Source organism: Sulfitobacter sediminis, assembly GCF_040811725.1.
Taxonomy (GTDB): domain Bacteria; phylum Pseudomonadota; class Alphaproteobacteria; order Rhodobacterales; family Rhodobacteraceae; genus Sulfitobacter; species Sulfitobacter sediminis.
Genome location: NZ_JBFNXX010000010.1, coordinates 17,059 through 42,152, shown reverse-complemented (window position 1 = coordinate 42,152; position 25,094 = coordinate 17,059). Strand labels below are relative to the sequence as shown.

Sequence of the window (25,094 nt, the reverse complement as noted above, 5' to 3'; positions counted from 1 at the left end):
CTTATGCACAGGAGATCGCCATGCTCAGACCATCCGCCCTTGCCCTGCTTCTGACGGCCTCCGCCGCCTCGGCCGACCTGATCGCGCGTTTCGACGAGGGCGCGCCGAAGGACCGGTTCACCATCACCAACGACGGGGCCTGCCCCCTGCCCGCGATGACGGTGGTTCTGGATCTTGCGACCGCGCCAGCCGGGCTGATCTTTGACGTCACGGGCAGCGGTGCGGGGGTTAGCGTGTATCAGCCCTTCGAACTGGTTGCGGGGGCGGAGGTGCTGCGCGGCGTGCCGGAGGTGCTGGACGGCGACGCGGCGATTGCGCTTGACCTGAGCGGGTTGGGCACGGGGCAGAGCGTGGCCTTTACCATCGACGTGGACGATACGGGCGGCAGCGCGCCGACGATCGTCAGCGGTTCCGAGATCGCGGGGGCAAGCCTGCGGGCTGAAATGGGTGGGCGGAGCGTGAGTGCGACGTTCGGGCCGGATGCTGTCGCGCGGCTGGGGATGGCGGCCTGCTTGTCCTGAGACACAGGGAATACCCTTAGACCATCGCGCCCCAAACATGATCCGAAGTCTCCGTGTTGGGCCGGAGAGGTGGCGGCGTGAAGCCGGAACGCGGCGAGGGAGGAGCCCTAGGAGCCTTCCTCGCGCGTCAGCACGGCGGTGACCGGGGCGATCGCGACTGAGCCCGCGCGGTCCTGCAACCCCCAGAGCAAAAGCGCCGAGATCGTATCGGGGCGCAACCGTCCCAGCATGATCACCGCGCCCTCCTGCCCGGCCTTGAAAGCCGCCTGGTCGAGGAACCGCCGGATGACCGTCGCGCTTTGATCCTTGCTGTCGAAGTCGCGGAAGATGGCTGCGGCGGGCACGCCCTCTTTTCGGGCGAGATTGGGCATCGTGTTCAGCCCCCGGTTCTGGGTAACCAGCCCGTGTCCCGTCTGCGCGAGTATCGCGTTGACCTGGTCGGAGACCTCGCGCGAGCCTTGCAGGCCGGTGCCCGGCCCCTCGAGCACGCCGACCACCTCGTCCATCCGGTCGAGGATGACGGAAAGCGTCGTCTCTGCGTCCGTGGGTCGTGCGCCGTCCGGCAGGTCGATCATCGCCAGCACCTCGAATCCTTCGGCGCGGTAGAGCGCCATGCGCTCGGCGGCGTCGGGCAGGCTGCTGTCGACGGCAAAACTCAGCGTGTAGGGAAAGCTGCGCAGGGCGGCGACGCCAGCGGCGCCAGAGGTCGGTTTGGAGCCGTCGTCGATCAGGATGACCGACATGAGCGGCTTGGCCTCGGGGTTTTCGAAGGGCTGGGCGAAACGGTCAACCGGCGGCAGGTCCGCGTCGAGCGCCGTCGCGGCTGTGGAGGTTTCGGCGACCGGGGTCGTGTCTTCGGCGGTGCCGATGCTCAGGCGATTGACGACAACGCCGGTGTCACGGTCCGTGAGCGTGCCGGCCGGTGTGCCGATCTGCGGACGGCCCGCGGGAGCGACCATGGCGACCTCGGGGGCATCCGCCTCCTCGTCCCCGGCGGCGTCGGCGGTCGCGGGTGGCGCGATCGTCGGTGCCTCGGCGGGTGACGGAGGTCTTTCGGCGACCACGGGGGCGGCAGGTTCTGCCGCGATGGTGCTGTCGCCGTTTGCGGGGGCCGCGTTCTCTTCGGAGGTTTCCAAGGCACTTGTCTGAACCGGCGGCACAGTTGCCGCTTCCGTGGCGGTTTCTGCGGCCTCGGCGGCGGCGTCGGTTGCTTCTCTGGCCGCCTGTGCCGCATCTTCGGTCGCGGCCGCAGCGGCCTCGGTGGCCTCTTCGGCGGCATCGACAGATGCCTCGGCCTCCTCTGCGGGAGCGGGCGTGTCTTCGATCCCCGCCGTGCCAAAAGCGCTTTCTTCGGGGGCGGGTTCAGGCTGCGGCGGCTGGGCAGGTTCGGTGCTGATCGACAGCTCATCCGCCGGTTGCGGCTCCATCGGGGCAAGCGCAAGCGGGTTCTGCAGTACCGGTTCCTCGGCTTGCGGCGCGGGCGCGCTCTCGGTCACCGGCGCCGTGGGCGTGGCGAGGTCCGTGGCTTCACCCGTTTGCGGCGCGGCGGCGGTGCTGGTGGTCTCTTCATCCAGCGCGGTCAGCGTATCGGGATCGGGTGCGGGCGCCTGCGGTGCGCTGGCCCCCGGCGCGGCAGCGCTGTCCTGCATGGAGGTTTCGGTTTCTGCCGTCGGCGCCTCGGACACGTCGGGGACCGCGACAGCGCCGGGGGCCGCGTCGCTGACCTCGGGCCTCGGGGGCGGCGGCGCGATGACCGAGGCCAAGCCGGCCACCACGACGGACAGCACTCCGCCCCAAAGCGCCCCGCTTACAAATCCGCGTGCCATCTCGCTCTCTCCTCATCCCGGGTGCGACTTCGCTCCTGCCCCGGTCGATTTGGCCCGCCCACGCTCTTGACGGCGCGCGGCAAGCCTGAACATCTATGCACCGTATATACCCCGGCGGCGGGCAAAATCTCCAGCCCTAAGCCCTTCTGAGGCAAAGAATCGACCATTGTTGCTGCTTATCGATAACTACGACAGCTTCACCTACAACCTCGTGCACTATCTGGGCACGCTGGGGGCCGAGGTGGCGGTGCACCGCAATGACAAGCTGAGCGTGGCCGAGGCGCTGGCCATGAAGCCCGCGGGCATCCTGCTGTCGCCCGGGCCCTGTGACCCGGATCAGGCGGGCATCTGCCTTGAGCTGACCTTGGCGGCGGCGGAGGCGCGGATTCCGCTCTTGGGGGTTTGCCTCGGCCATCAGACACTGGGGCAGGCCTTTGGCGGCAAGGTGGTGCGCGCGGGCGATATCGTGCACGGGAAGATGGGGCAGATGCATCACGACGGCACCGGGGTCTTTGCCGGGCTGCCTTCACCCTTTGCCGCGACACGGTATCATTCGCTGATCGTCGAGCGCGAGAGCCTGCCGGACGCGCTGCGGATCACGGCACATCTGGAGGACGGGACGATCATGGGGCTCCAGCACCGCGAACTGCCGCTGCACGGGGTGCAGTTCCACCCGGAATCGATCCGGTCCGAACACGGACACGCGCTTTTGCAGAATTTCCTCAATGAAATGAAGGTTCCGGCATGAGCGAAGCGTTGAAACCCCTGATCGACGCGGCGGCCAACGGTCCGCTGACCCGCGCGCAGGCCGCCGAAGCTTTTGAAATCCTGTTCGAAGGTGAAGCCACGCCAAGCCAGATCGGCGGTTTCCTGATGGCGCTTCGGACGCGGGGCGAGACGGTTGACGAATATGCCGCCGCCGCCAGCGTCATGCGCGCCAAGTGCCATGCGGTCAAGGCGCCTGAGGGGGCGATGGACATCGTGGGCACCGGCGGCGACGGCAAGGGAACGCTGAACATCTCGACCGCGACCGCCTTTGTCGTCGCAGGTGCGGGGGTTTGCGTGGCCAAGCACGGCAACCGGAACCTCAGCTCCAAGTCTGGCGCGGCGGATGCGCTGACGCAGATGGGGCTGAACGTGATGGTCGGGCCAAAGGTGGTCGAGCAGGAACTGGCCGAGGCCGGGATCGGCTTCATGATGGCGCCGATGCACCATCCGGCGATTGCCCACGTGATGCCGACGCGGGCGGAACTGGGCACGCGCACGATCTTCAACATCCTCGGGCCGCTGACCAATCCGGCCGGCGTCAAACGCCAGCTTACCGGCACCTACCGGCGCAATCTGACCAGGCCCATGGCCGAGACGCTTCTGGCGCTGGGGTCCGAGAAGGCCTGGCTGGTGCATGGCTCGGACGGGACGGACGAGCTGACGATCACCGGTGTGAGCTGGGTGTCAGGTGTGGCGGACGGCACGGTCAGCGATTTCGAGGTGCATCCGGAGGACGCGGGCCTGCCCGTGCATCCCTTCGAGGCCATCGTGGGCGGCACGCCCGAGGAAAACGCGCGTGATTTCAGGGCATTGCTTGAGGGTGCTCAGTCAGCCTACCGCGATGCCGTCCTGCTGAACGCGGCAGCGGCGCTGATGGTGGCAGACAAGGCATCCGACCTGAAATCCGGCGTCGCCATGGCCGCCGAGAGCATCGATTCCGGGGCGGCGAAGGACAAGATCGCCCGCGTTGCGGAAGTCTCGCACCGGAAATGACCGCGCTCGACCTGTCGCGGCTTGGCGGTTGGGGGGATCTGCCGTTCTTTCGCGAGTCCCTGCCGGGGATCGAGGCAGCGCTGGCCCGGGAGGAAAGCCCGGTCTTTCCGCCAGCCCCAGCCATCTTTGCCGCGCTGGAGCGCACGCAGCCCGATAACTGCCGCGTCGTTATTCTGGGACAGGACCCCTATCACACACCGGGCAAAGCCGATGGCCTCGCCTTTTCCATCCCGCAGGAGTTTGGTGGCCGGTTGGACAGCCTTGGAAATATCTTCAAGGAAATCGGCGAGGATTTGGGCGTGACACGCAGCCGGACGGACCTCTCCGACTGGGCGGACCAGGGCGTTCTGCTGCTCAACACCGCCTTGACGGTGCCGCAAGGCGCGCCCAAGGCCCATGCGCGGCTGGGCTGGTCGGAACTGGTGGATCAGGTGCTTGACCGGCTGGGCGACCGCCCGCGCGCCTACCTGCTTTGGGGCGGCCCCGCACAAAAAGCGGCAAAGCGTGTGGCCGTGGATCGAAATCTGAAGATCGAAACGGCCCATCCTTCGCCGCTTTCCGTGCACCGCGGCTTTTTCGGCTCCCGCCCCTTTTCGCGCGTGAATGCGTGGTTGCAGGCGCAGGACTTGCCCGCCATAAACTGGGGCGACCCGGAGGGACCATGACCACGACAGTTCTGGACAAGATCAAGGCCTACAAGCTGGAAGAAGTGGCCGCCGACAAGGCGGCCAAGCCGCTTGACGAGGTGGAAGCCGAGGCCGCCGCCGCGCCGCCCGTGCGGCCCTTTGCCGACGCGATCCACGAGGCATCGCGCGAGGGTTACGCGCTGATTGCCGAGATCAAGAAGGCGAGCCCCTCCAAGGGGCTGATCCGTGCCGATTTCGACCCGCTCGCGCTTGCGCAGGCTTATGCCGAAGGGGGGGCGACCTGTCTGTCGGTCCTGACCGATACGCCGAGTTTCCAGGGGGCCAAGGAATACCTCACGCAGGCGCGGGCCGCCTGCGATCTGCCGGTGCTGCGCAAGGATTTCATGTACGACCCCTACCAGGTGGCCGAGGCGCGAGCGCTGGGGGCGGATTGCATCCTGATCATCATGGCGTCGGTCTCGGACGCGCAGGCGGTCGAGCTTGAGGACGCGGCGGCGCGTTGGGGGATGGATGCGCTGATCGAGGTGCATGACGCCGAAGAGCTGGAGCGCGCAAGCCACCTCAAGAGCCGCCTTCTGGGCATAAACAACCGCAATCTCAAGACTTTCGAGACCTCTCTTGATGTGACGCGCAAGCTGTCGAAGCAGGTGCCGGACGACAAGATCATCGTCTGCGAATCCGGGCTAAACACCCCCGAGGACCTCGCAGATATGGCCCGCTACGGTGCGCGGACCTTCCTGATCGGGGAAAGCCTGATGCGGCAGGAGGACGTTGCGGGCGCGACACGCAGACTGCTGGCCAATCCGCTGACCGCAGGGGGCATGTGATGACGCTCACGCATTTCGACGCGAAGGGCGACGCCCACATGGTCGATGTATCGGACAAGGCGGTGACGGCGCGCATTGCGGTGGCCGAAAACCACGTGAAGATGCAGCGCGAAACCTTTGAAATGATTACGGAAGGGCGCGCCAAGAAGGGCGATGTTCTGGGTGTGGCGCGGCTGGCTGGGATCATGGCGGCCAAGCGGACGCCGGACCTCATTCCGCTCTGCCATCCGCTGCCGATCACGAAGGTAAGCGTGGAGCTTGAGCCTGACGCGGAGTTGCCCGGTATCCGCATCACCGCGACGGTCAAGACCACCGGGCAGACCGGTGTGGAGATGGAGGCGCTGACGGCGGCCTCGGTCGCGGCACTGACCGTCTACGACATGACTAAGGCTGTCGACAAGAGCATGGAAATCAGCGGCTTGCGCGTGGTTCTTAAGGACGGGGGCAATTCCGGGCGGTACGAGGCCCCATGATCTCGGTCGAGGAGGCCCGGGCCGCGCTGCTGGCGCTGGTCTCTCCGCTTGACATCGAACAGGTGCCGCTGCGCAGCGCCGCTGGCCGCGTGCTGGCCCGCGATGTCACCGCCAGCCGCACACAGCCGCCCTTCGCCGCCTCCTCCATGGACGGATACGCCCTGCGCCGGGCCGAGGTGGAGGCCGACGCCATGTTCAAGGTCGTGGGCGAAGCGGCGGCCGGGCACCGCTTTGAAGGGGCGCTGCGCGCCGGTCAGGCCGTGCGCATCTTTACCGGCGCGCCGGTGCCAGAGGGCGCGGATTTCGTCGTCATTCAGGAGGATGTGACGCGCCGGGGCGACTTGATCACGCTGGGCCATGAAATCGGGGACAAGGACAACATCCGGCCTGCCGGGGGTGACTTCAAGGAAGGCGACTGCGTCAAGGCGCCCTTGCGCCTGCGGCCAGCCGACATCGCCCTGCTCGCCGCGATGAACATCCCCGCCGTCCCGGTGACGCGAAAACCCAAGGTCGCGATCCTTGCCACGGGGGACGAATTGGTCCAGCCGGGCGAGGCACCGGGCCCGGATCAGATCGTGGCCTCCAACAGCTACGGGCTGGCCGCGATGCTGGAGGGATTGGAGGCCGAAGTGCGGCTTTTGCCCATCGCGCGGGACAGGGTCGAAGCGATCAAACAGGGGTTCTCGCTCGCGCGGGGTGCCGATCTGGTGCTGACCATCGGCGGGGCCTCGGTCGGAGATCACGACCTGATCGCCCCGGTCGCCGCGGAGCTGGGGATGGAGCAGAGATTCTACAAGGTTGCGATGCGGCCGGGAAAGCCGCTGATGGCCGGACGTCTGGGGGATGCGGCGATGATCGGGCTGCCCGGCAACCCGGTGTCGGCCATGGTCTGCGGAACGGTCTTTGTGGCACCGCTGATCCGCAAGATGCTGGGGCTTGGGACCGACATCCAACCGATGAGACAGGCCCCCGTCGCCATGGACCTGCCCCCCAACGGCCCGCGTGCCCATTACATGCGCGCGAACCTGCGGGACGGAAGACTGTATCCGGCACAGAGCCAGGACAGTTCGCTGTTGTCGGTCCTGGCCACGGCGGACGCACTGCTTGTCCGGCCCGTAGCCGACCCGGCGCGGCGCGCGGGGGACACGGTGGAATACCTCGAAATCTGAACAGCGTTGACACAAAACGGGAACATCCCTAGAACAAAGTAAAATAATGTTCGGAGGGCGTGGCAGTGCTGACCAAGAAACAACTCGACCTATTGGCGTTCATTCACAAGCGTGTGCAGCGTGACGGGGTGCCACCCAGCTTTGACGAGATGAAGCTTGCGCTGGACCTGCGGTCGAAATCGGGGATTCACCGGCTGATCACGGCGCTGGAGGAACGCGGCTTCATCCGCCGACTGGCCCACCGCGCCCGCGCGATCGAGGTCGTGAAATTGCCCGAAAGCCTCGGCGGCGCGCCGCAGGCGGGCTTTACTCCCCGCGTGATCGAGGGCGACCGGCCAGACGCGCCCCCGCCCCGTGCTGCGCGCATGGTCAGTACGTCGGAGGCGCTGGAGGTACCCGTGATGGGCCGCATCGCCGCAGGTGTGCCGATCGAGGCGATCAACCACATGACCCATTCCGTCACGGTGCCGGGCGGCATGATCTCGGGCAAGGGCGAGCACTACGCGCTTGAGGTCAAAGGCGATTCGATGATCGAGGCGGGGATCAATGATGGCGATGTCGTCGTGATCCGCGAAACGAATGTGGCCGATGACGGCGATATCGTCGTCGCACTGGTCGAGGACAGCGAGGCGACGCTCAAGACCTTCCGCCGCAAGGGGGCAACCATCGCGCTCGAGGCGGCGAACCCGGCATACGAGACGCGGGTTCTGCCCGCCGATCAGGTCAAGGTTCAGGGGCGGCTTGTGGGATTGATCCGCACGTATTGATCGCCCTCCGGCGGTTGGTCGGGCCAGGCGGTCCAGAGACGGTCTCCGGCCGCATCCCGCGCGGTGCGCATCCGCCAGCCCTCCCCCTGCCTGTAAAGCGCGACAGCGCCCGTATGCCGCAAGCGCGGCGGGTCGAAGAGCGTGCAACTGTTCTGCAGATGGGCTGCCTCGACCGAGGCGACGACGGTCTGCGCCCGCGCGCAGCCCTTGAACCCGGCGACCGCCCGCTTGCCTGACAGATGCACCAGCGGCCCCGGCTGCCAGAGCTTGGCCGCCGCCGACTGCGACACGCCGCTGCCGTCGTTCTCCAGCCAGTTGCGCGCGACAAAGCTCGCGCCCTTCGCCTTGCTGAGCGCGCGGCCCTCCGCCGTCATCACGCCGACCAGGGTGCCGGTGTCGGAAATCAGCACATCTGGCCGCTCGGCTGTCTGCCAGAGGGCGAAACTGGCGGCCATGGCGGCCAGTCCGACCCATCGCAGGCGGCCCTGCCAGAGGATCAGGAGCAGAAAGCCGAGCGACAGCAGCGGCAACACCCAGGGCCCCGGCCCCACCACATGGCCGCGCGCGCCGTCGATGGCAGCGACCCAGTGGGCGACGCCAAGGATCCAGTCGAGCCCGAGGCCCATCAGCCACAGCCCGATCCATTCGAGCCCAAGCGGGGCAAGGACCAGCGCCAGCACGGCCGCCGGGATCACCAGCACGCCCATCAGCGGCACGGAGAGCAGGTTGGCGATCAGACCGTAATGCGCAATGGCGTTGAAATGCGCCGCCGCTATGGGCGCCGTGGCCAGCCCCGCCACCAGCGAGGAGATGAAGACGCCGAAGGCGGGCCGCGACCAGCGCGGCAAAAGCCCATGTTCGACCCCGCGCAGCCAGCCGAAGACCGCGACCAGCGCCGTTGTCGCGGCAAAGGACATCTGGAACCCCGGTCCCATCAGCGCCTCGGGCCGCAGGATCAGCACCAGCGTCGCCGCCACGGCAACGGCCCTGAGCGAGATCGCCCGTCGTCCGATGATCAGCGCCGCCAGTGCCACGGCCACCATGATGAAGGCGCGCTGCGTGGCGACATTGCCACCCGAAAGCGCCAGATATCCGCAAGCGGCGATCAGCGCGCCGGTGGCCGCGATGCCCTTGGTAGGCCAATGGAGTGCCGTGTGCGGATGCGCGGCGAAGATCAGGCGCAGGGCGGCAATGACCACGGCTGTCAGCAACCCCATGTGCAGCCCCGAGATGGCCAGCAGATGCGTCAGGTTGCTGGCCCTCAGCGCCTCCAGCGCGTCCCGGCTGATGGCGCTGCGGTCGCCGGTGGTCACGGCGGCGGCGAAGCCACCCGTATCGCCGGGCAGAGTTGCGCGGATATGGGCCGAGGCCGCCATGCGGATGCGAAAGACCAAGAGCCCCGCCTGCCCCGCCTCGGGCGACGCCACGCCCACCAAAGGCACACGGGTATAGCCCACCGCGCCCAGCCGCGCGAACCAGGCGTGGCGCTGGAAGTCGAAGCCGCCGGGCTCTACCGGGCCCGAGGGCGGCGAAAGATGCGCGGTGGTCATAACCCGCAACCCCGGTTCGGGGGTGATGCCTGTCGTCCCCTCGCCATGGAGCGAGATGCGGACGCGTTCGGGGGTGCGGTCGGGCGGCACGCGTTCGAGGCGCACCCGGTCGAGCGTCAGGCGCAGCGCGTCGGACTGGCTGCGGTCCATGGCGACGACGCGCCCCTCGACCGGACCGTAATAGCGCCAGTCGAGCGTCGGGGCCGCCACCGCATGGGCGCGGACGCCTGCGATGCCGAAGCCCGCAAGGCAAAGCGCAAGCGCCACAGGCAGGAAGGACAGGCTTTCGGGCAGCGCGCGCGCTGACAGGATCAAAGCGCCCGCGACCAGCGCGAGCGTGACGAAATCCGAGGTTTCCGGTTCGGACTTCACCGAGAAATAGGTGCCGATGCCCACCGCGAGGCAAACCGGCACCCAGCACAGCAGATGTCCCCGCTGCGCGATCAGCACGGCCCCGATCTGTGCCGCACCACGCTCTGACAACCGGCTCAGGCCGCCCATGCTTGCCCCCGTTCACCGCACTGGATAGACAGGCGTCAAACCCTAGGGGGCCCATGGTTAGCAAAGCCTTAACGCTGACCGGCCCCGGTGACATTCAGTTAAGAAAGACCCCGCATGACCGCCCCCGTCGTTACCCGTTTCGCTCCCTCGCCCACCGGTTACCTGCATATCGGGGGGGCGCGGACCGCGCTTTTCAACTGGCTCTACGCACGCGGGCGCGGCGGCAAGTTCCTGCTGCGGATCGAGGACACCGACCGCGCGCGCTCGACCCCCGAGGCGACCGAGGCGATCCTGAGAGGTCTGTCGTGGCTGGGCCTTGACCATGACGGCGAGATTGTCAGCCAATTCGAGAACGCGCCGCGACACGCGGAGGTGGCGCGCGAGTTGCTGGCGCTAGGAAAGGCCTACAAGTGCTTCTCGACGCCGGAGGAAATCGAAACCTTCCGCGAAGAGGCGCGCGCCGAGGGCCGCAGCACGCTCTTCCGCTCTCCCTGGCGGGATGCGGACCCGGCCACGCACCCCGATGCACCTTACGCGATCCGGATCAAGGCGCCGCTCGAAGGCGAGACGGTGATCCGTGACAGGGTTCAGGGCGATGTGACCATCCGAAACGATCAGCTGGACGACATGATCCTGCTCCGGTCGGACGGCACGCCTGTCTATATGTTGGCCGTTGTCGTCGATGACCATGACATGGGCGTGACCCACGTGATCCGGGGGGACGATCACCTGAACAACGCCGCGCGGCAGATGATGATCTATGACGCCATGGGCTGGGACGTGCCGGTCTGGGCGCATATCCCGCTGATCCATGGGTCGGACGGCAAGAAGCTGTCCAAGCGGCACGGCGCATTGGGGGCGGATGAATACCAGAAGATGGGTTATCTGGCGGCAGGCATGCGCAATTACCTGGCAAGGCTGGGGTGGAGCCACGGAGACGACGAGTTCTTTACCGACGCCCAGGCGCAGGAGTGGTTCGATCTGGACGGTATCCGCAAGAGCCCGGCGCAGTTCGATCTGAAGAAGCTCGAGAATATCTGCGGGCAGCATATCGCGGTCGCGGATGATGCTGCGTTGCGGCAGGAATGCGAAGCCTATCTGGCAGCCGCAGGGCTGGCGGCGCTAACACCTCAGCAAGGCGACGGTTTGCAGCGCGCCATGTACTGCCTGAAAGAACGCGCGAAGACTTTGCCGGAACTGATTGAAAAAGGTCACTTTATCCTGACATCCCGTCCGGTCGAGGCGGATGAGAAGGCGGCAAATGCGCTCGATACGGTATCCCGTGGTATACTGAAGGAATTGACGCCGCACCTGCAGAATGCTAGCTGGGACCGTGAAACGCTGGAGGCGGTAATGAACGGCTTTGCGGCCGAGAAGGACACCAAGTTCGGCAAACTCGCGGGGCCCCTTCGGGCGGCACTTGCAGGGCGCGCAGTGACCCCATCTGTTTTCGACATGATGCTGGTGTTGGGACGTGAAGAAACCCTCGCCCGCCTGACGGATGCAGCGGCCTGAGTTAAGGTTAACACCTTCTCAACGGACGCTGCTATAACACCAAGGAACGGCCCCCCGAATGGGCCGCGCCCAAGACGGCCCGGCACAGACGCCTTGCCGCCAAACGGACGAAAGGGACCGCATGACAGAGAGTACGAAATCCGCAAAACTCAGCTTTGATGGCAAGGAATTCGACCTTCCCATCTTCACCCCGACAGCCGGCCCGGACGTCATCGACATCCGCAAGCTTTACGGCCAAGCGGGCGTTTTTACCTACGATCCCGGTTTCACTTCCACCGCGTCCTGCGACAGCACCATCACCTATATCGACGGCGATGCGGGCATCCTCTTGCACCGCGGCTATCCGATCGACCAACTGGCCAGCAAGTCGCACTACCTCGAGGTCTGCTACCTGCTGCTTTACGGTGAGCTGCCGACCCCGGCGGAGCTGGAAGACTTCGAATCCCGTGTGACCATGCACACCATGCTGCACGAGCAGATGATGAACTTTTTCCGGGGCTTCCGCCGGGACGCGCATCCGATGGCGATCATGGTGGGCGTGGTGGGCGCGATGTCGGCCTTCTATCATGACAGCACCGATGTGAACGATGAGTGGCAGCGCGAGGTCGCCTCGATCCGTCTCATTGCCAAGATGCCGACGATTGCCGCCTGGGCCTACAAGTACTCCATCGGCCAGCCCTTCGTCTATCCGCGCAATGAGCTGGACTATGCGTCGAACTTCCTGCGCATGTGCTTTGCGGTGCCCGCCGAGGATTACGTCGTCGATCCGATCCTGAGCCGGGCGATGGACCGTATCTTTACCTTGCATGCGGATCACGAGCAGAACGCCTCGACCTCGACGGTGCGTCTGGCGTCGTCCTCGGGCGCGAACCCCTTCGCCTGTATCGCTGCCGGTATCGCCTGCCTCTGGGGCCCGGCCCATGGCGGGGCGAACCAGGCGTGTCTGGAGATGCTCAAGGAAATCGGCACGCCCGACCGCATCCCTGAATTCATCTCGCGGGCCAAGGACAAGAACGATCCCTTCCGCCTGATGGGCTTTGGTCACCGGGTCTACAAGAATTTCGACCCGCGCGCGACGGTGATGAAGGAAAGCGCCGACGAGGTGCTGGAGCTGCTGGGCGTGGACAACAATCCGATTCTGCAGGTCGCGAAAGAGCTGGAGAAGCAGGCGCTGGAGGATCCGTATTTTGCAGAGAAGAAGCTCTTCCCGAACGTGGACTTCTATTCTGGCATCATCCTCGAGGCGATGGGCTTCCCCACGTCGATGTTCACCCCGATCTTTGCGCTCAGCCGCACGGTGGGCTGGGTGTCGCAGTGGAAGGAAATGATCGCCGATCCGCAGAACAAGATCGGGCGCCCGCGTCAGCTTTACCTGGGCGAGACGACCCGTGATTACGTGGATATCGAGAACCGCTGATCCCCGCGACAGATTGCAGAGACCGCCCCGGCCCGCCGGGGCGTTTTCATTTGCGGCTTTGTTCACGTAATGGCAACAGGCGTTGCCGCAATGTGCACACGCATGAGGCGAAGCGCCGACGTGCAGCGCGAATCAAGATCGCTGACGCCGAAAGAGCGCCGGATTCGCCCGCGAGACCTGCGCTAAGACCGGTCTGAGACAGGGACTTTCATGCCAGCCCGTGATGAAACGTGGCACAATTAAGGCATTGTTTCTGCGCCGATTACAATGACCGGCCCTTTCTTGACCGGTGCTGAAATGCCCTGCTACCGTCATCGCGACACTGCACAAGGGGGCACCATGTTCTTCGAATATTCCGTCGCGACTGCAGCCATCGCATTTGCACTCTTCTCGATCTTCGGCGGTTTCCGCCGATTCCCGCGCAAAGAAAGCCAGCGTGCCGAAGCCAGAGAAGACCGGAACAGGCTGGCAAAATGATTGCGCAGCCGCATGAATCCGGCCTGTGCTGGGATCAGGTGACCGGCCTTATGCCCTTTCCCGACCGCGCGCAGCGGTCGCCGCAGGGCATTCTTGTGCCCAACAGCCGGACCAAGCGGGACGCCGTCGCCGTGGTCTATACCAAAGGCGCGCCGCCACCCGAAATCACGGTCAAGGCAATCTCGGGGTCTGTCACCTCGGTTCTGGCGGACGGCGTGGCGGTCGCCGTGGTGGCGCACGCCAAGGGTCCGGACCTGACGCCGGAGGATGTGTTGCTGGTGGAGCAGAGCCTATAGGCGGCGTCAGCGCCCCTCGAAGGTGGCCGGTCGTTTCTCGACAAAGGCCAACACGCCTTCCTTGAAGTCACGCGACTTGCCGCAGGTGCCCTGCGTCTGTGCCTCGAGCGTCAGCTGATCCTCAAAGCCGTTGTCCCATGAGCCCCGGATGACCTCCTTGATCCCCGCGTAGGCGACGGTGGGGCCTGCCGCGAGGTGCGCGGCCTTCGCCCGCCAGTGGGCGTCGAACTCCGCGTCCGGCACCGCCTCCCAGATCATGCCCCAGTCGTCGGCCTGCCGCGCGCTGATCTTGTCGGCGAAAAGCGCCGCCCCCATGGCCTTGGCGGTGCCCATGGAGCGCGGCAGGACATAGGTGCCGCCCGCGTCCGGGATGAGCCCGATGCGCGAGAACGCCTGCATGAAGTAGGCACTCTCGGCCGCAAAGACGACATCGGCGGCCAACGCCAGGTTGGCCCCTGCCCCCGCCGCAGGCCCGTTCACGGCGGCAATCGTCGGGATCGGGCAATTCACGATGGCGCGCAGCATCGGCGCGTATTCGTCGCGCAGGGTGCGTTCAAGGTCGATGGACGATCCCGCCGCGCGGTCGCCAAGGTCCTGGCCCGAGCAGAAGGCGCGGCCCTCGCCGGTGATCACCAGCACCCGCGCATCCTTGCCTGCCTGCGTCGCCGCATGGGTGATCTCGGCCCGCATCTGTGTGGTGAGCGCGTTCATCTTGTCGGCACGTGCCAGCGTGATGATGGCGACGCCATCTTCAAGCGTATAGGTGATGGTCTGGTAGTCCATGATCGGGCGTCCTCTGTCGGCGGTCTTTGCGCGACACTACCAAAGTGACGCCGCACTGCCAGCCCAACCGGACGTCAGCGGCCCAAAATATCGTCAAGCCGCGCCTGTTCCTCGGCGCTGAGCGGGGTCTGATCCGGCCCCTGCGCCCGCGCGCGGCCTCGCAGGTAGCCATAGCCGAGGCCGCCCGCCAGCAAGAGCATCAGCGGCCCCGCGCCCCAGAGAAGCCAGTTCGCCCCGGTCGCGGTGGGGGTCAGAAGCACGTATTCGCCATAGCGGTCGACGATGAACTCTACCGCTTCCTCATCGGTGTCCCCGGCCACCAGCCGCTCGCGCACCAGCAGGCGAAGGTCCCGCGCAAGGCTTGCGTTGCTTTCGTCGATGCTCTCATTGCGGCACACAAGGCAGCGCAGGCCCTTGGAGATTTCCCGCGCACGATCCTCGAGCACCGGGTCGTCAAGGATTTCATCCGGCTGCACGGCCCAGACGGGAGCCGCCAGCAGTATCAGGATCAGCAACAGACGCTTCATTCCGCCGGTACCGGTTCGGGCCCACGCCGCGCGGCACCTGCCGCCACGCGGAAGCGGCGGTCGGTCAGGCTCAGCAAACCGCCAAGCGCCATTAGGGCCGAGCCGACCCAGATCCAGTTTGTCATCGGCTTGATGTAGGTCCGGATCGTCCAGCCGCCCGAATTCTGCTGATCACCGATCACGACATAGACGTCACGCTTGAGGTCATAGTCGATAGCCGCCTCGGTCGTGGGCATCTGCGCCACCGGGTAGAAGCGTTTCTCGGGCCGCAGTTCGGCAATCTGACGGCCATCCTGCGCGAGCGTCAGGAACCCCATGGTCGAGACGTAGTTCGGCCCGCGCACCTCCTGCACGTCGTTGAGGGTCAGCTCGTAGCTGCCCACCTCCCACGGCTGGCCGATCTGGGCCACGCGGATGTCGTCCACCGTCCAGGCGGTCAGCCCGGCAACGCCCGCCATGGTCACGCCGAGCCCCGCATGAGCCACCGCCTTGCCCCAGTCGGCGCGCGGCAGGCGCATCAGGCGGCCAAGGCGGTCGCCCCCCCGGCCCGTGCGCTGCGCCAGTTCGACGATGACACCCATCACCAGCCATGCGCCGAGGAACATGCCGATGGGGCCGATCAGGCTGCGCCCCGTCTGCATGGCAAAGGCCAGACCGCCCACGGCGATGGCCAGCACGAAGACATAGCGGAAAGGCTTCATCGCGCGCAGAAGCCGCGCGCGCTTCCACGGCAGGACGGCACCGATGGGCAGGATCAGTCCCAGCGCCACCATGAAGGGCGTGAAGGCGGCGTTGAAGAAGGGCGGGCCGACGCTGAGCTTGCGGTCGAAAAACATCTCGGCCACCAGCGGCCACATGGTGCCCACGAAGACCACGAAGCAGGAAACGGCAAGCAAAAGGTTGTTCACCACCAGCGCAGATTCGCGGCTGACGAGGCCAAAGACGCCCTTTGCTTCCATCGCCCCCGCGCGCAGGCTGAAGAGCATCAGCGCCCCGCCCATGAAGAAGGCCATAATCAGCAGAATCCACACGCCCCGCTCGGGGTCATTGGCGAAGGCATGGACAGAGGTCAGCAGGCCCGAGCGCACGATGAACGTCCCGATCAGCGAGAAGCCGAAGGCGAGGATCGCCAGCAGGATCGTCCAGCTTTTCAGCGCCTCGCGCTTTTCCACGACGATGGCCGAGTGCAGGAGCGCTGCGGCCAGAAGCCAGGGCATGAACGACGCGTTCTCGACCGGGTCCCAGAACCAGAAGCCGCCCCAGCCGAGCTCGTAATAGGCCCACCACGATCCCAAGGCGATGCCGATGGTCAGGAACACCCAGGCCGCCAGCGTCCATGGTCGCACCCAGCGGCCCCATGCGGCATCGACGCGCCCTTCGATCAGGGCGGCGACCGCGAAGCTGAAGGCCATCGAGAGGCCCACGTAGCCGAGGTAGAGGAAGGGCGGATGGAAGGCGAGGCCGGGGTCCTGTAGCAGCGGGTTCAGGTCCTGCCCGTCGAAGGGAGGCGTGTCGAGCCGCAGGAAGGGGTTCGAGGTGAAGATGATGAAGGCGAAGAAGGCGACGCCGATGGCCCCCTGAACCGCCAGCACTCGCGCCCGTAAGGTGGGTGGCAACCCACCGCCGAACCATGCGGCCATGGCCCCGAACAGCGTGACGATCAGCACCCAAAGCAGCATGGAGCCCTCGTGGTTCCCCCATGTGCCGCTGATCTTGTAGAGCATCGGCTTCATCGAATGGCTGTTGAGCCACACAAGCCGCAGCGAAAAGTCGGAGACGACGAAGGCCCACATCAGCGCACCGAAGGCGACGGCGGTCAGGGCGAATTGCGCCCCCGCCGCCGGTTCGGCCACGGCCATCCAGCCCTGCCAGCGTTTCTGTGCGCCAATCAGCGGCACGATGGTCTGAACGATCGCCACGAGAAAGGCGAGGATCAGCGCGAAATGTCCCAACTCGGTAATCATGGGGGAAATATAATCGGCAATCCGGGCAGTTGCCATGTCAATTCCGCGTCATCGACGCGGGCCGTGGGGGCAAAGCGTCGCAGTCAGGCGCGGCCCGCGCGCCACTCTGCCAGTACCGCGTTATCCTCCGCCTCGGTGGCGGATTGTGCCAGCGCCGCATCCGTCCGCGTATCCGCCGCCATCGGCGTCCCGGCCCGCAGCTTGCCGATGCTTTCAATGTTCTCCAGCACCTGCGGCACGCGGGCCACGGTACCCACGATCTCGCGCTGGAATTCCTGCGCCTTCACCTGATGCCGCGCGCCGAAGTAGAAGGAGACGATCACGCCCAGCAGCCACCAGAGTGGCTCTGGCACCAGCGCGATGCCCTGCATGCGTTCGGAGAACCACAAGGGGCTCACCATGGCCGAGATGAAAAGCCCCAGCGCGGCACGACGAATTCAGCCCCGTACTGCGCCATCGCCTGCCCCTGCACGCCGGCGTCGCGTTGCGCCCCGGCTTCCGCGTTCTCGCGAAAGACCTCGACCGTCTCGCGCACCACGTTGCGCTGGCCGCCGAAGACCAGCGAAAAAACCTGTTCGATCAGTCCCACGCCGCCACCCTTTGCCTGAAAGCCGCCTCGCTGAGATGATAACGCGGCGCGATGAAGGCCTCGGCCCGCGTGATCCAGCCGCCCTTGCCGCCTGCCCTCGTCCGGGCGTATTTGCGGCTTGCCGGACGGCGGTCGGCGAGGCGGAAGTAGTAGTTCCGCCGCGCGATCCCGTAGGCATCGACCAGATGATCGGGCGCCATCCGGATTGCCTCATGCGCAGCCCCGAGGCTCACAGGGCCAAGAACGCCGTCCACGGCGACCTCCAGCTCCATCTGCCCCAGGAGACGTTGCAGGATCTTCACCGCATTGGCTCCGGCGTTGACGTACATGTCGAAAACGCTCGGCTGCAGCGGCGCGGGCAACTCCCCGATCCGGGGGCGCTCGAAGTAATGGGCGATGAAGATGTCCACCGCCTGCGCGCGGCTCAGGTTGCGGACGTCCGTGACGTTCACCTGCCCGTCGCCGTCCAGATCGAGGCCGAGGCGGCGCATGGTCTGGATGGTGACGCCGTATTTCGTGGCCCCGCCCGGATCGTCGGGATCGTTCACGAACCCGCCTTCCCGCGCCACGATCTCTTCCGCGATGTCCCTGACCGACAGCATCTGCACCCCTCCCACCGGATGGCGCACAGAGGGTCAGAAATTGGTTAACGGCAGATGGCCGGACCGTGCGGTCTCAGCTCTCGGGCTCTACGTAGACACCCTGTTCCTTGAGTGCGTCCACGACTTCCTTGGGCATGTAAGTCTCGTCGTGTTTCGCAAGGATTTCAGTAGCTTCAAAGACGCCGTTCACGTAACGCCCGGTGCCCACCATGCCCTGGTTCTCTTCAAAGAGATCCGGCAACACCCCGGTGAAGGTGACCGGCACCGATGCGCCGCCGTCCGTCACGTTGAAGCTGACCGTCTCGCTCTCGCCGCGCATCAGCGAGCCTTCCTCCACCAGCCCGCCGATGCGGAATACCTCTTCGGGGCCCGGCGGTTCGGCGATGATCTGGCTGGGGGCACGGAAGAAGTTGATGCCGTCGCGCATGGCGTAGCCAATAAGCGCGGTCGAGGCGATCAGCGCCACGACCGCCACCGCGATCACCTGGATACGTCTTTGCTTTTTGAGGCTCTTCATCGGCTCACGGGAACAGCGGGGCCATCATCAGCCCTTCGGTCTCTTCGATATTTAACATCAGATTGGCGTTCTGCAACGCCTGCCCGCTGCTACCTTTTGTCAGGTTATCAAGGGCCGCCACCACGATGGCGCGTCCCTTGATCCGGTCCGGGCTCACCCCGATGTGGCAGAAGTTCGAGCCGCGAATGTGCCGGGTCGAGGGCACTTCGCGGAACGGGATAACCTCGATGAACGGCTCGTCGAGGTAGGTCGCGGCAAGCGCCTCGTAGACCTCCTCCGGGTCGCCCTTGACGTAGCAGGTGGCCAGAATGCCCCGGTTCGCGGGAATCAGGTGCGGCGTGAACTGCACCTTCACCGGCCGCCCGGCGAGGGCCGAGAATTCCTGATCGAACTCGCCCAGATGCCGGTGCGTCCCACCGATGGAATAGGCGTGATAGCCCTCCGATAGTTCGGCATGCAGGAGGTTTTCCTTGAGCGCCCGGCCAGCGCCGGAGACGGCGCATTTCATGTCGAGGATGATCTCGTCGAAATCGATCACCTCCCGCTCGATCAGCGGACGAATCGCGAATTGCCCCGTCGCCGCGTTGCAGCCCGTGCCAGCGACAAGCCGCGCACCCCGGATTTCGTCGCGGTAGAATTCGGTGAGGCCATAGACCGCCTCTTTCTGCTGCTCGAGTGCTGCATGGGGGTTGCCGTACCATTTCTGGTAGGCGTCGGGATCGCGCAGCCGGAAATCGGCGGACAGGTCCACGATCTTGAGGTCCTTCGGCAGGGCCGCGATGACCTCCTGGCTGGTCTTGTGCGGCAGGGCGCAGAAACAGAGGTCAATGTCCGAGAAATCGATTTCGGCGATGGTGACAAGGTCCGGCAGATCCATGTGGCGCAGGTGCGGAAAGGCCTCGGCCATGCTCTGACCCGCCTTGGAGTTGGCCCCCAAGGCCTTGATTTTCATGGAAGAGTGTCCGGCGATCAGCCGGACCAGTTCTGCCCCGGTATAGCCGGAGGCCCCAAGAATGGCGATGTTGTACATTTCAGGATTCCCTTGTTCGGGTGACGTTTACTGCGTTTCGCAGCAAACGGGAACGATTATTCAGGCGGCGGTGAACTGAATGGATCGTCGGAGGAATTGCGTCGCACGGCTGCTGACGCGGGCCGGATCGCCGGTGGTCAGGAAGGCTGCGTCGCCCGTCCCCAGCTTGTCGGGATGACGTTCGAGATAATCGGCAAGGCTTTCCGCAACCAGGTTGGCCTGCGAATAGACCGCGACCCCTTCGCCCAGCGCCTTCTGGAAGGCGTCCTGCATCAGCGGATAATGCGTGCAGCCGAGGATCGCCGCCTCCGGATCGGGCATCTTGCGCTTGAGCGCGTCCACATGGCTTTGCACCAGCGCCTCAGCGAGGATGAAATCGCCGTCCTCGATGGCATCGACCACACCGCCACAGGCCTGCGCCTCGACATCGACGCCGATCGCGCGGAACGCCAGTTCGCGCTGAAACGCGCGGCTTGCGACGGTCGCGGGCGTGGCAAAAAGCGCCACATGCTTCACCGCCACCTCGCGCGGCGGGGAATTGTCGCCCCACTGCCGTTCGGTCAGCGCCTCGATCAGCGGCACGAAGACGCCGAGCACGCGCTTGTTGGGCGGCACCCAGTTCTCCTGCATCCGCCTGAGCGCTGCCGCCGAGGCGGTGTTGCAGGCCAGAATCACCAGATCGCACCCCGCATCGAAGAGCCGCTGCACGGCCTTGGTCGTCAGGTCGTAAATGTTATCGGCGGTGCGCACGCCATAGGGCGCATGTGCGCTGTCGGCGAGGTAGATGAACTCGACCTCCGGCAGACGCTCCTGCACCGCTTGCAGAACGGTCAGCCCGCCCAAGCCACTGTCGAATATTCCTACAGCCATGCCGCCCTTCGCCCGTTCAGGCGCGATAGTGTTCCTCGAACTCAAAGCCGAACTTGGTTGCACCCAGCGGCTCTGGCGACAACTCATACGTGGCTTTGCGCAGGAAATCCATCATGGCTTTGGCATCGCCCGCAAGCGGGTCCAGAATGTCACGGCCCATGGGCGCGCCAATGGCGATCCGGACAGGCGTATCGACGCGTTTGCGGAATTCCTTGATCAGAAGCCCCATGCGCAGGGTGAAATGCAGATGGCTCGCGATCTGGAACAGGCGGCTGGTGTGGCCGTCGAAATAGACCGGGACGACCTGCGCGCGGCTCTTGGCGATCATCCGCGCGGTAAAGCTGCGCCAGACGGGATCGAGGGGGCGGGAAAACGGTCTGGCGGCGGTGCTGACGGTGCCGCCGGGAAAGATACCCACGGCCCCGCCCTGCCCGAGATAGTCCAGCGCGCTGCGCCGGGTGGCGATGTTCAGCTCAAGCGCTGCCTTGTCCTGATCAAAGCTGATCGGCAGCAGGTGCCGGTTCAGATCCGGCGCACGGTTGAAGACGGAATGCGCGACGATGCGGAAGTCGCGCCGGGTCTGGCCCATCAGGTAGCCCAGCATCAGGCCATCAAGGATGCCGTAGGGATGGTTGGCGATAAAGATCACCGGTCCCTCGCGCAGAATGAGGTCGAGCGATCCGCCCACGATGTCGAGGCTCAGCCCATAGCGCTCGGCCATGACCTCGAAAAAGCTGCGCCCGCCGCTGACCTCGTCCTCATACCCCCGCGCCCGCTTGATCAGGCCCAGCCGCCCGGTGGTGTTCTCCATCAACCGGATCATCGCCCTCCCGGGCCGTGTTTCAGCCGAATAGGCATAGCTGATCTCGCGCGTGATTCTGCGGTGCTGGTTCGTCATCGTAGCCCCGGTCCCGGTTGCGCGCCGTCTCTACTGCCAGATTGTGACAGGCGGGTGACAGATCACTCCGCCGCCTTCGCCAGTTGCGGGCCGCCTGCCCGTATCACCGCCAGCAATTCCTCGCGCCGCTTGGCCGCCTTGACCTCGTTGGCCTGCTTAACGGGACCAAAACCCCTGATCTGCTTGGGCAATTCCGCCAAAGCGACAATCGCGTCGCGGGTGGCACCGCTCAGCTTCGGCAGCACCTCCGCCATGTCGCGCTCGTACTGCTTGATCAAGGCCCGCTCCATCTTGCGTTCAGCGGTATAGCCGAAGGGATCAAGGGGCGTACCCCGCAGCCCCTTGAACTTGGTCATGATCCGCAAGGGCCGTTCCATCCACGCGCCGAATTCGCGCTTCATGGGCCTCCCGTCGGGGCCCTTCTTGGACAGCATCGGCGGGGCGAGGTGGAAGGTCATCTTGAAATCCCCCTCGAATTCCTCCGCCGCTTTCTCGCGGCTGGTAAGCAGCAGGCGCGCCACCTCGTATTCGTCCTTGTAGGCCAAGAGCTTGTGATAGCCCTCCGCCAGCGCGCGCTTGACCTCCCGGTCCTCAACCGAATTCACCAGTTTAGCATAGCGCTTTGCCAGCCGCTTGCCCTGATAGGCGGTCAGATGCTCCATCCGGTAGGCGATCTTGTCATCCAGCGATTTCGGCAGGTCGATCACCTTGGGTCCGATATGCTTGGCCGCTTCCTCGGGATAAAGCGCCGCCCAGCGCCCCAGCTCGAACGCCCGCAGGTTCCTCTCGACCGCCGCGCCGTTAAGGCGAATGGCCTCCTGCAGGCTTTCCAGCGACAGCGGCAGCAGGCCCTTCTGCCACGCGCAGCCAAAGACCATCATGTTGGAATAGATCGAATCGCCCAGCATCGCCTTGGCGAGGTCCGAGGCGTCAAAGAGCGTGACGTCATCCTTCAACCGCGCTTCCAGCGACAGAGTCAGCCGGTCGTAGGGCAGCTTGAATTCCGTATCGCGGGTGAAATCGCCGGTGACGATCTCGTGGCTGTTCACCACCGCCCCCGTGCGCCCCGCCTGCGTCAGCCCCAGCGTCTTGGACCCCCCGGAAACCACCAGATCGCCGCCGATCAGCGCGTCGCATTCGCCCGTGGCCACACGAATGGCCGAAATGTCTTCGGGCCGGTTCGCCAGACGACAGTGGATATGCACCGCACCGCCCTTCTGGGCGAGGCCCGCCATCTCCATCATCCCGGCCCCCTTGCCATCAAGCTGCGCGGCCTGCGCCAGCACCGCGCCGATGGTCACAACACCCGTGCCACCCACGCCCGTGATCACGACATTATGGGTGCCCTTGATCTGCGGCAGCGTCGGCAGCGGCAGGTCCGGCAGGTCCACGTCGCTCGTGGCTTCCTTGCGCACCTTGGCCCCTTGCAGCGTGACGAATGACGGGCAGAAGCCCTTGAGGCACGAGAAATCCTTGTTGCAGGACGACTGGTCGATCGCCCGCTTGCGGCCCAGCTCGGTCTCTTTCGGGACGATGGAGACGCAGTTTGACTGCACCCCGCAATCGCCACAGCCCTCGCAAACGTCGGTGTTGATGAAGACACGCTTGTCCGGGTCCGGGAAGAGCCCGCGCTTCCTCCGCCGCCGCTTCTCAGCCGCGCAGGTCTGCACGTAAACGATGGCGCTGACGCCTTCCTTCTTGGCGAAATCCTCCTGAACGGTATTCAACTCGGCCCGTTCGTACATCGGGATACCGGGGAAGGCTTTCGCGTCGACGTCCTCTTTCTCGTCATAGACCACGGCGAGGTGCTTGACCCCCATCGCCTTCAACTCGGCAGCGATGCGCGGGGCGTCGAGATCCCCCTCGTTGTGCTGGCCGCCAGTCATGGCGACGGCGTCGTTATAGAGAATCTTGTAGGTGATGTTTGTCTTGGCCGCGATGGCCGCGCGGATGGCCTGCACCCCGGAGTGATTGTACGTCCCGTCCCCGAGGTTCTGGAACACATGCGCACGGGTCGAGAACGGCGCCTCACCGATCCAGTTGGCCCCCTCACCGCCCATGTGGGTGAACCCCAGCGTGTCCCGGTCCATCCACTGCGCCATGAAGTGACAGCCGATCCCCGCATAGGCGCGGGAGCCTTTGGGCACCTTTGTCGAGGTGTTGTGCGGACAGCCCGAGCAGAAATAGGGCAGCCGCGCCGCGATCTCCTCGGCATTGTCCGCCCGCCGCGCCTCATCGAGCTTGGCGAGCCCCGCCTTGATCCCGTCTGTCTCACGTCCTTCTTCGCAGAGCACGCGGCCCAGCTTCTCGGCGATGTCGACCGGATCGAGCGCCCAGCGCGCCGAGAAGAATTCCTCGCCGTTCTTGCGCCCGCCATAGACCCGGTGGCGCAGGTCGTCGTCAAAGAGCGCTTCCTTGATCTGCACCTCGATCAGCTTGCGCTTTTCCTCGACCACGATGATCAGGTCGAGATTCTCGGCCCAGTCGTGGAAGCCCCGCATATTCAGGGGCCAGGTCTGGCCCACCTTGTAGGTGGAGATGCCCAGCCGCTCGGCCTCTTTCTCGTCGATATTGAGAAGGCTCAGCGCATGCACCAGATCGAGCCAGTTCTTGCCCGCCGCCACAAGGCCGATCTTGGCACCGTGATTGGTCCAGACGCATTTGTCGATCCCGTTGGCATGGGCAAAAGCTTCGGCGGCATAGCGCTTGTAATCGATGAGCCGCGCCTCCTGCGCGATCCGGTCGTCCACAAGGCGGATGTTCAGCCCGCCCTGCGGCATGTCGAATTCGGGCGTCACGAAAGACATCCGGTGCGGGTTGCCATCCACCACGGAGGTCACTTCGACCGTGTCCTTCATGGTCTTGAGGCCAACCCAGAGCCCCGAATACCGCGACAGCGCCCAGCCATAGATGCCGTAATCGAGGATTTCCTGCACGCCCGCCGGACTGACCACCGGCATATAGGCATCGACCATGGCGAATTCCGACTGGTGCAATACGGTCGAGGATTCGCCGGTGTGGTCATCCCCCATCGCCATCAGCACACCGCCGTGCTTGGAGGTGCCTGCCATGTTCGCGTGGCGCATCACATCGCCCGAACGGTCCACGCCCGGCCCCTTGCCGTACCAGAGGCCAAAGACGCCGTCGTACTTCCCCTCGCCCCGCAACTCCGCCTGCTGCGCACCCCACAATGCCGTGGCGGCCAGGTCCTCGTTCAGCCCCGCCTGGAAGGTGATGTTCTTCTCGGCCCGGAACTTTTCCGCCTTCATCATCTGCATGTCGACCGCGCCCAGTGGCGAGCCGCGGTATCCGGTGACCAGCCCCGCCGTGTTCAGCCCCGCCACGCGGTCCCGCTCGGCCTGCATGAGCATCATCCGCACCAGCGCCTGCGTGCCGTTCAGCAGGACGGGGGATTTCTCCACATCGAAGCGGTCGTTCAGTGAAATGCTTGGCGTGGTCATGGCGGCCTCCCTGGCTTCCGTCACTCTTGCATAATTTCAAATCGATTATAGGTCACATATGCTGACCTGTATAGACGATATTTGCGCCCAAGCGCGCAAGTGGCGT

General features: G+C 65.4%; 23 protein-coding genes and 1 pseudogene. 12 read left to right on the top strand and 12 right to left on the bottom strand.

Translation table 11 applies throughout. The features are described 5' to 3' along the window. Positions 1-20 precede the first annotated feature (20 nt). Entirely contained in the window at positions 21-521 is a 501-nt protein-coding gene (locus tag AB2B41_RS13800) for an aggregation factor core (RefSeq protein ID WP_367878390.1), read from the top strand. Positions 522-628: 107 nt separating this feature from the next. Here the strand turns inward: AB2B41_RS13800 and AB2B41_RS13795 are convergent, their stop codons facing one another. Next, entirely contained in the window at positions 629-2,347 is a 1,719-nt protein-coding gene (locus tag AB2B41_RS13795) for a divergent polysaccharide deacetylase family protein (RefSeq protein ID WP_367878389.1), read from the bottom strand. 166 nt (positions 2,348-2,513) lie between these two features. Between AB2B41_RS13795 and AB2B41_RS13790 the strand changes: the two genes are divergently transcribed. From AB2B41_RS13790 to lexA, 7 genes are all read left to right on the top strand, one after another. After that, positions 2,514-3,095 carry an anthranilate synthase component II gene (locus AB2B41_RS13790; RefSeq protein ID WP_367878388.1) on the top strand — a complete coding sequence of 194 codons (582 nt, stop codon included), beginning with the start codon at positions 2,514-2,516 and terminating at the stop codon, positions 3,093-3,095. Continuing rightward, a complete protein-coding gene (gene trpD, locus AB2B41_RS13785) occupies positions 3,092-4,108 on the top strand; it encodes an anthranilate phosphoribosyltransferase (RefSeq protein ID WP_367878387.1) in 1,017 nt (338 codons plus the stop codon). The genes AB2B41_RS13790 and trpD overlap by 4 nt, the downstream gene beginning before the upstream one ends. After that, positions 4,105-4,773, top strand: a complete 669-nt coding sequence (locus AB2B41_RS13780; RefSeq protein WP_367878386.1) for a uracil-DNA glycosylase — start codon at positions 4,105-4,107, stop codon at positions 4,771-4,773. The genes trpD and AB2B41_RS13780 overlap by 4 nt, the downstream gene beginning before the upstream one ends. Beyond that, positions 4,770-5,582: an indole-3-glycerol phosphate synthase TrpC gene (gene trpC, locus AB2B41_RS13775; protein ID WP_367878385.1), complete on the top strand. Its 813-nt coding sequence runs from the start codon at positions 4,770-4,772 to the stop codon at positions 5,580-5,582. Before AB2B41_RS13780 ends, trpC begins: the two co-directional genes overlap by 4 nt. Beyond that, complete coding sequence (gene moaC / locus AB2B41_RS13770) at positions 5,582-6,055, top strand: cyclic pyranopterin monophosphate synthase MoaC (protein ID WP_367878384.1); 474 nt, start codon at positions 5,582-5,584, stop codon at positions 6,053-6,055. The genes trpC and moaC overlap by 1 nt, the downstream gene beginning before the upstream one ends. Beyond that, the gene (locus tag AB2B41_RS13765; protein ID WP_367878383.1) at positions 6,052-7,224 is read left to right on the top strand and encodes a molybdopterin molybdotransferase MoeA; all 1,173 of its coding nucleotides are present in this window, start codon (positions 6,052-6,054) and stop codon (positions 7,222-7,224) included. The genes moaC and AB2B41_RS13765 overlap by 4 nt, the downstream gene beginning before the upstream one ends. Positions 7,225-7,289: 65 nt before the next feature. After that, positions 7,290-7,991: a transcriptional repressor LexA gene (lexA, locus tag AB2B41_RS13760; protein WP_367878382.1), complete on the top strand. Its 702-nt coding sequence runs from the start codon at positions 7,290-7,292 to the stop codon at positions 7,989-7,991. On the opposite strand, the gene AB2B41_RS13755 is transcribed toward lexA, so the two are convergent. After that, positions 7,955-10,042, bottom strand: coding sequence for a ComEC/Rec2 family competence protein (locus AB2B41_RS13755; protein ID WP_367878381.1), 2,088 nt, complete (start codon positions 10,040-10,042; stop codon positions 7,955-7,957). The genes lexA and AB2B41_RS13755 overlap by 37 nt on opposite strands. A 114-nt stretch (positions 10,043-10,156) precedes the next feature. On the opposite strand from AB2B41_RS13755, the gene gltX reads away from it, so the two are divergent. The 4 genes from gltX to AB2B41_RS13735 all read left to right on the top strand — a co-directional run bounded on the left by gltX (position 10,157) and on the right by AB2B41_RS13735 (position 13,747). Then, entirely contained in the window at positions 10,157-11,557 is a 1,401-nt protein-coding gene (gene gltX, locus AB2B41_RS13750) for a glutamate--tRNA ligase (protein WP_367878380.1), read from the top strand. Positions 11,558-11,678: 121 nt separating this feature from the next. After that, positions 11,679-12,974, top strand: coding sequence for a citrate synthase (gltA, locus tag AB2B41_RS13745; RefSeq protein WP_367878379.1), 1,296 nt, complete (start codon positions 11,679-11,681; stop codon positions 12,972-12,974). 267 nt (positions 12,975-13,241) lie between these two features. Beyond that, a complete protein-coding gene (locus tag AB2B41_RS13740) occupies positions 13,242-13,451 on the top strand; it encodes a hypothetical protein (RefSeq protein ID WP_367878378.1) in 210 nt (69 codons plus the stop codon). Beyond that, positions 13,448-13,747, top strand: a complete 300-nt coding sequence (locus tag AB2B41_RS13735; protein ID WP_367878377.1) for a hypothetical protein — start codon at positions 13,448-13,450, stop codon at positions 13,745-13,747. The genes AB2B41_RS13740 and AB2B41_RS13735 overlap by 4 nt, the downstream gene beginning before the upstream one ends. 6 nt (positions 13,748-13,753) lie before the next feature. On the opposite strand, the gene AB2B41_RS13730 is transcribed toward AB2B41_RS13735, so the two are convergent. The 10 genes and pseudogenes from AB2B41_RS13730 to AB2B41_RS13685 all read right to left on the bottom strand — a co-directional run bounded on the left by AB2B41_RS13730 (position 13,754) and on the right by AB2B41_RS13685 (position 24,988). Further along, the gene (locus AB2B41_RS13730) at positions 13,754-14,530 is read right to left on the bottom strand and encodes an enoyl-CoA hydratase-related protein (RefSeq protein ID WP_367878376.1); all 777 of its coding nucleotides are present in this window, start codon (positions 14,528-14,530) and stop codon (positions 13,754-13,756) included. Between the two features lie 74 nt (positions 14,531-14,604). Further along, complete coding sequence (locus AB2B41_RS13725) at positions 14,605-15,057, bottom strand: cytochrome c-type biogenesis protein (RefSeq protein WP_367878375.1); 453 nt, start codon at positions 15,055-15,057, stop codon at positions 14,605-14,607. Next, positions 15,054-17,021 carry a heme lyase CcmF/NrfE family subunit gene (locus tag AB2B41_RS13720; protein WP_367878374.1) on the bottom strand — a complete coding sequence of 656 codons (1,968 nt, stop codon included), beginning with the start codon at positions 17,019-17,021 and terminating at the stop codon, positions 15,054-15,056. The genes AB2B41_RS13725 and AB2B41_RS13720 overlap by 4 nt, the downstream gene beginning before the upstream one ends. Positions 17,022-17,104: 83 nt before the next feature. After that, positions 17,105-17,610 (bottom strand): annotated as a pseudogene (locus AB2B41_RS13715) (3TM-type holin). Continuing rightward, positions 17,601-18,212 carry a holin-associated N-acetylmuramidase gene (locus tag AB2B41_RS13710; protein ID WP_367878373.1) on the bottom strand — a complete coding sequence of 204 codons (612 nt, stop codon included), beginning with the start codon at positions 18,210-18,212 and terminating at the stop codon, positions 17,601-17,603. Before AB2B41_RS13710 ends, AB2B41_RS13715 begins: the two are co-directional and overlap by 10 nt. A 73-nt stretch (positions 18,213-18,285) precedes the next feature. Continuing rightward, positions 18,286-18,729: a cytochrome c maturation protein CcmE gene (ccmE, locus tag AB2B41_RS13705; RefSeq protein ID WP_367878372.1), complete on the bottom strand. Its 444-nt coding sequence runs from the start codon at positions 18,727-18,729 to the stop codon at positions 18,286-18,288. 4 nt (positions 18,730-18,733) lie between these two features. After that, entirely contained in the window at positions 18,734-19,759 is a 1,026-nt protein-coding gene (gene argC / locus AB2B41_RS13700) for an N-acetyl-gamma-glutamyl-phosphate reductase (protein ID WP_367878371.1), read from the bottom strand. Between the two features lie 60 nt (positions 19,760-19,819). Further along, positions 19,820-20,629 (bottom strand): glutamate racemase, encoded by an 810-nt coding sequence (gene murI / locus AB2B41_RS13695; protein WP_367878370.1) that lies wholly within the window; start codon positions 20,627-20,629, stop codon positions 19,820-19,822. A gap of 16 nt (positions 20,630-20,645) precedes the next feature. Beyond that, entirely contained in the window at positions 20,646-21,527 is an 882-nt protein-coding gene (locus AB2B41_RS13690; RefSeq protein ID WP_367878369.1) for a lysophospholipid acyltransferase family protein, read from the bottom strand. A gap of 62 nt (positions 21,528-21,589) precedes the next feature. Beyond that, entirely contained in the window at positions 21,590-24,988 is a 3,399-nt protein-coding gene (locus tag AB2B41_RS13685) for an indolepyruvate ferredoxin oxidoreductase family protein (RefSeq protein ID WP_367878368.1), read from the bottom strand. Between the last annotated feature and the right edge of the window lie 106 nt (positions 24,989-25,094).

What these genes read in the sequence shown, in the direction of transcription:
- AB2B41_RS13800 (WP_367878390.1), top strand. Translation starts at nt 21, where the DNA reads ATGCTCAGACCATCCGCCCTTGCCCTGCTTCTGACGGCCTCCGCCGCC.
- AB2B41_RS13795 (WP_367878389.1), bottom strand. Translation starts at nt 2,347, where the DNA reads ATGGCACGCGGATTTGTAAGCGGGGCGCTTTGGGGCGGAGTGCTGTCC.
- trpD (WP_367878387.1), top strand. Translation starts at nt 3,092, where the DNA reads ATGAGCGAAGCGTTGAAACCCCTGATCGACGCGGCGGCCAACGGTCCG.
- AB2B41_RS13780 (WP_367878386.1), top strand. Translation starts at nt 4,105, where the DNA reads ATGACCGCGCTCGACCTGTCGCGGCTTGGCGGTTGGGGGGATCTGCCG.
- trpC (WP_367878385.1), top strand. Translation starts at nt 4,770, where the DNA reads ATGACCACGACAGTTCTGGACAAGATCAAGGCCTACAAGCTGGAAGAA.
- moaC (WP_367878384.1), top strand. Translation starts at nt 5,582, where the DNA reads ATGACGCTCACGCATTTCGACGCGAAGGGCGACGCCCACATGGTCGAT.
- AB2B41_RS13765 (WP_367878383.1), top strand. Translation starts at nt 6,052, where the DNA reads ATGATCTCGGTCGAGGAGGCCCGGGCCGCGCTGCTGGCGCTGGTCTCT.
- AB2B41_RS13755 (WP_367878381.1), bottom strand. Translation starts at nt 10,042, where the DNA reads ATGGGCGGCCTGAGCCGGTTGTCAGAGCGTGGTGCGGCACAGATCGGG.
- gltX (WP_367878380.1), top strand. Translation starts at nt 10,157, where the DNA reads ATGACCGCCCCCGTCGTTACCCGTTTCGCTCCCTCGCCCACCGGTTAC.
- gltA (WP_367878379.1), top strand. Translation starts at nt 11,679, where the DNA reads ATGACAGAGAGTACGAAATCCGCAAAACTCAGCTTTGATGGCAAGGAA.
- AB2B41_RS13740 (WP_367878378.1), top strand. Translation starts at nt 13,242, where the DNA reads ATGACCGGCCCTTTCTTGACCGGTGCTGAAATGCCCTGCTACCGTCAT.
- AB2B41_RS13735 (WP_367878377.1), top strand. Translation starts at nt 13,448, where the DNA reads ATGATTGCGCAGCCGCATGAATCCGGCCTGTGCTGGGATCAGGTGACC.
- AB2B41_RS13730 (WP_367878376.1), bottom strand. Translation starts at nt 14,530, where the DNA reads ATGGACTACCAGACCATCACCTATACGCTTGAAGATGGCGTCGCCATC.
- AB2B41_RS13725 (WP_367878375.1), bottom strand. Translation starts at nt 15,057, where the DNA reads ATGAAGCGTCTGTTGCTGATCCTGATACTGCTGGCGGCTCCCGTCTGG.
- AB2B41_RS13720 (WP_367878374.1), bottom strand. Translation starts at nt 17,021, where the DNA reads ATGATTACCGAGTTGGGACATTTCGCGCTGATCCTCGCCTTTCTCGTG.
- AB2B41_RS13710 (WP_367878373.1), bottom strand. Translation starts at nt 18,212, where the DNA reads ATGCTGTCGGTCAGGGACATCGCGGAAGAGATCGTGGCGCGGGAAGGC.
- ccmE (WP_367878372.1), bottom strand. Translation starts at nt 18,729, where the DNA reads ATGAAGAGCCTCAAAAAGCAAAGACGTATCCAGGTGATCGCGGTGGCG.
- argC (WP_367878371.1), bottom strand. Translation starts at nt 19,759, where the DNA reads ATGTACAACATCGCCATTCTTGGGGCCTCCGGCTATACCGGGGCAGAA.
- murI (WP_367878370.1), bottom strand. Translation starts at nt 20,629, where the DNA reads ATGGCTGTAGGAATATTCGACAGTGGCTTGGGCGGGCTGACCGTTCTG.
- AB2B41_RS13690 (WP_367878369.1), bottom strand. Translation starts at nt 21,527, where the DNA reads ATGACGAACCAGCACCGCAGAATCACGCGCGAGATCAGCTATGCCTAT.
- AB2B41_RS13685 (WP_367878368.1), bottom strand. Translation starts at nt 24,988, where the DNA reads ATGACCACGCCAAGCATTTCACTGAACGACCGCTTCGATGTGGAGAAA.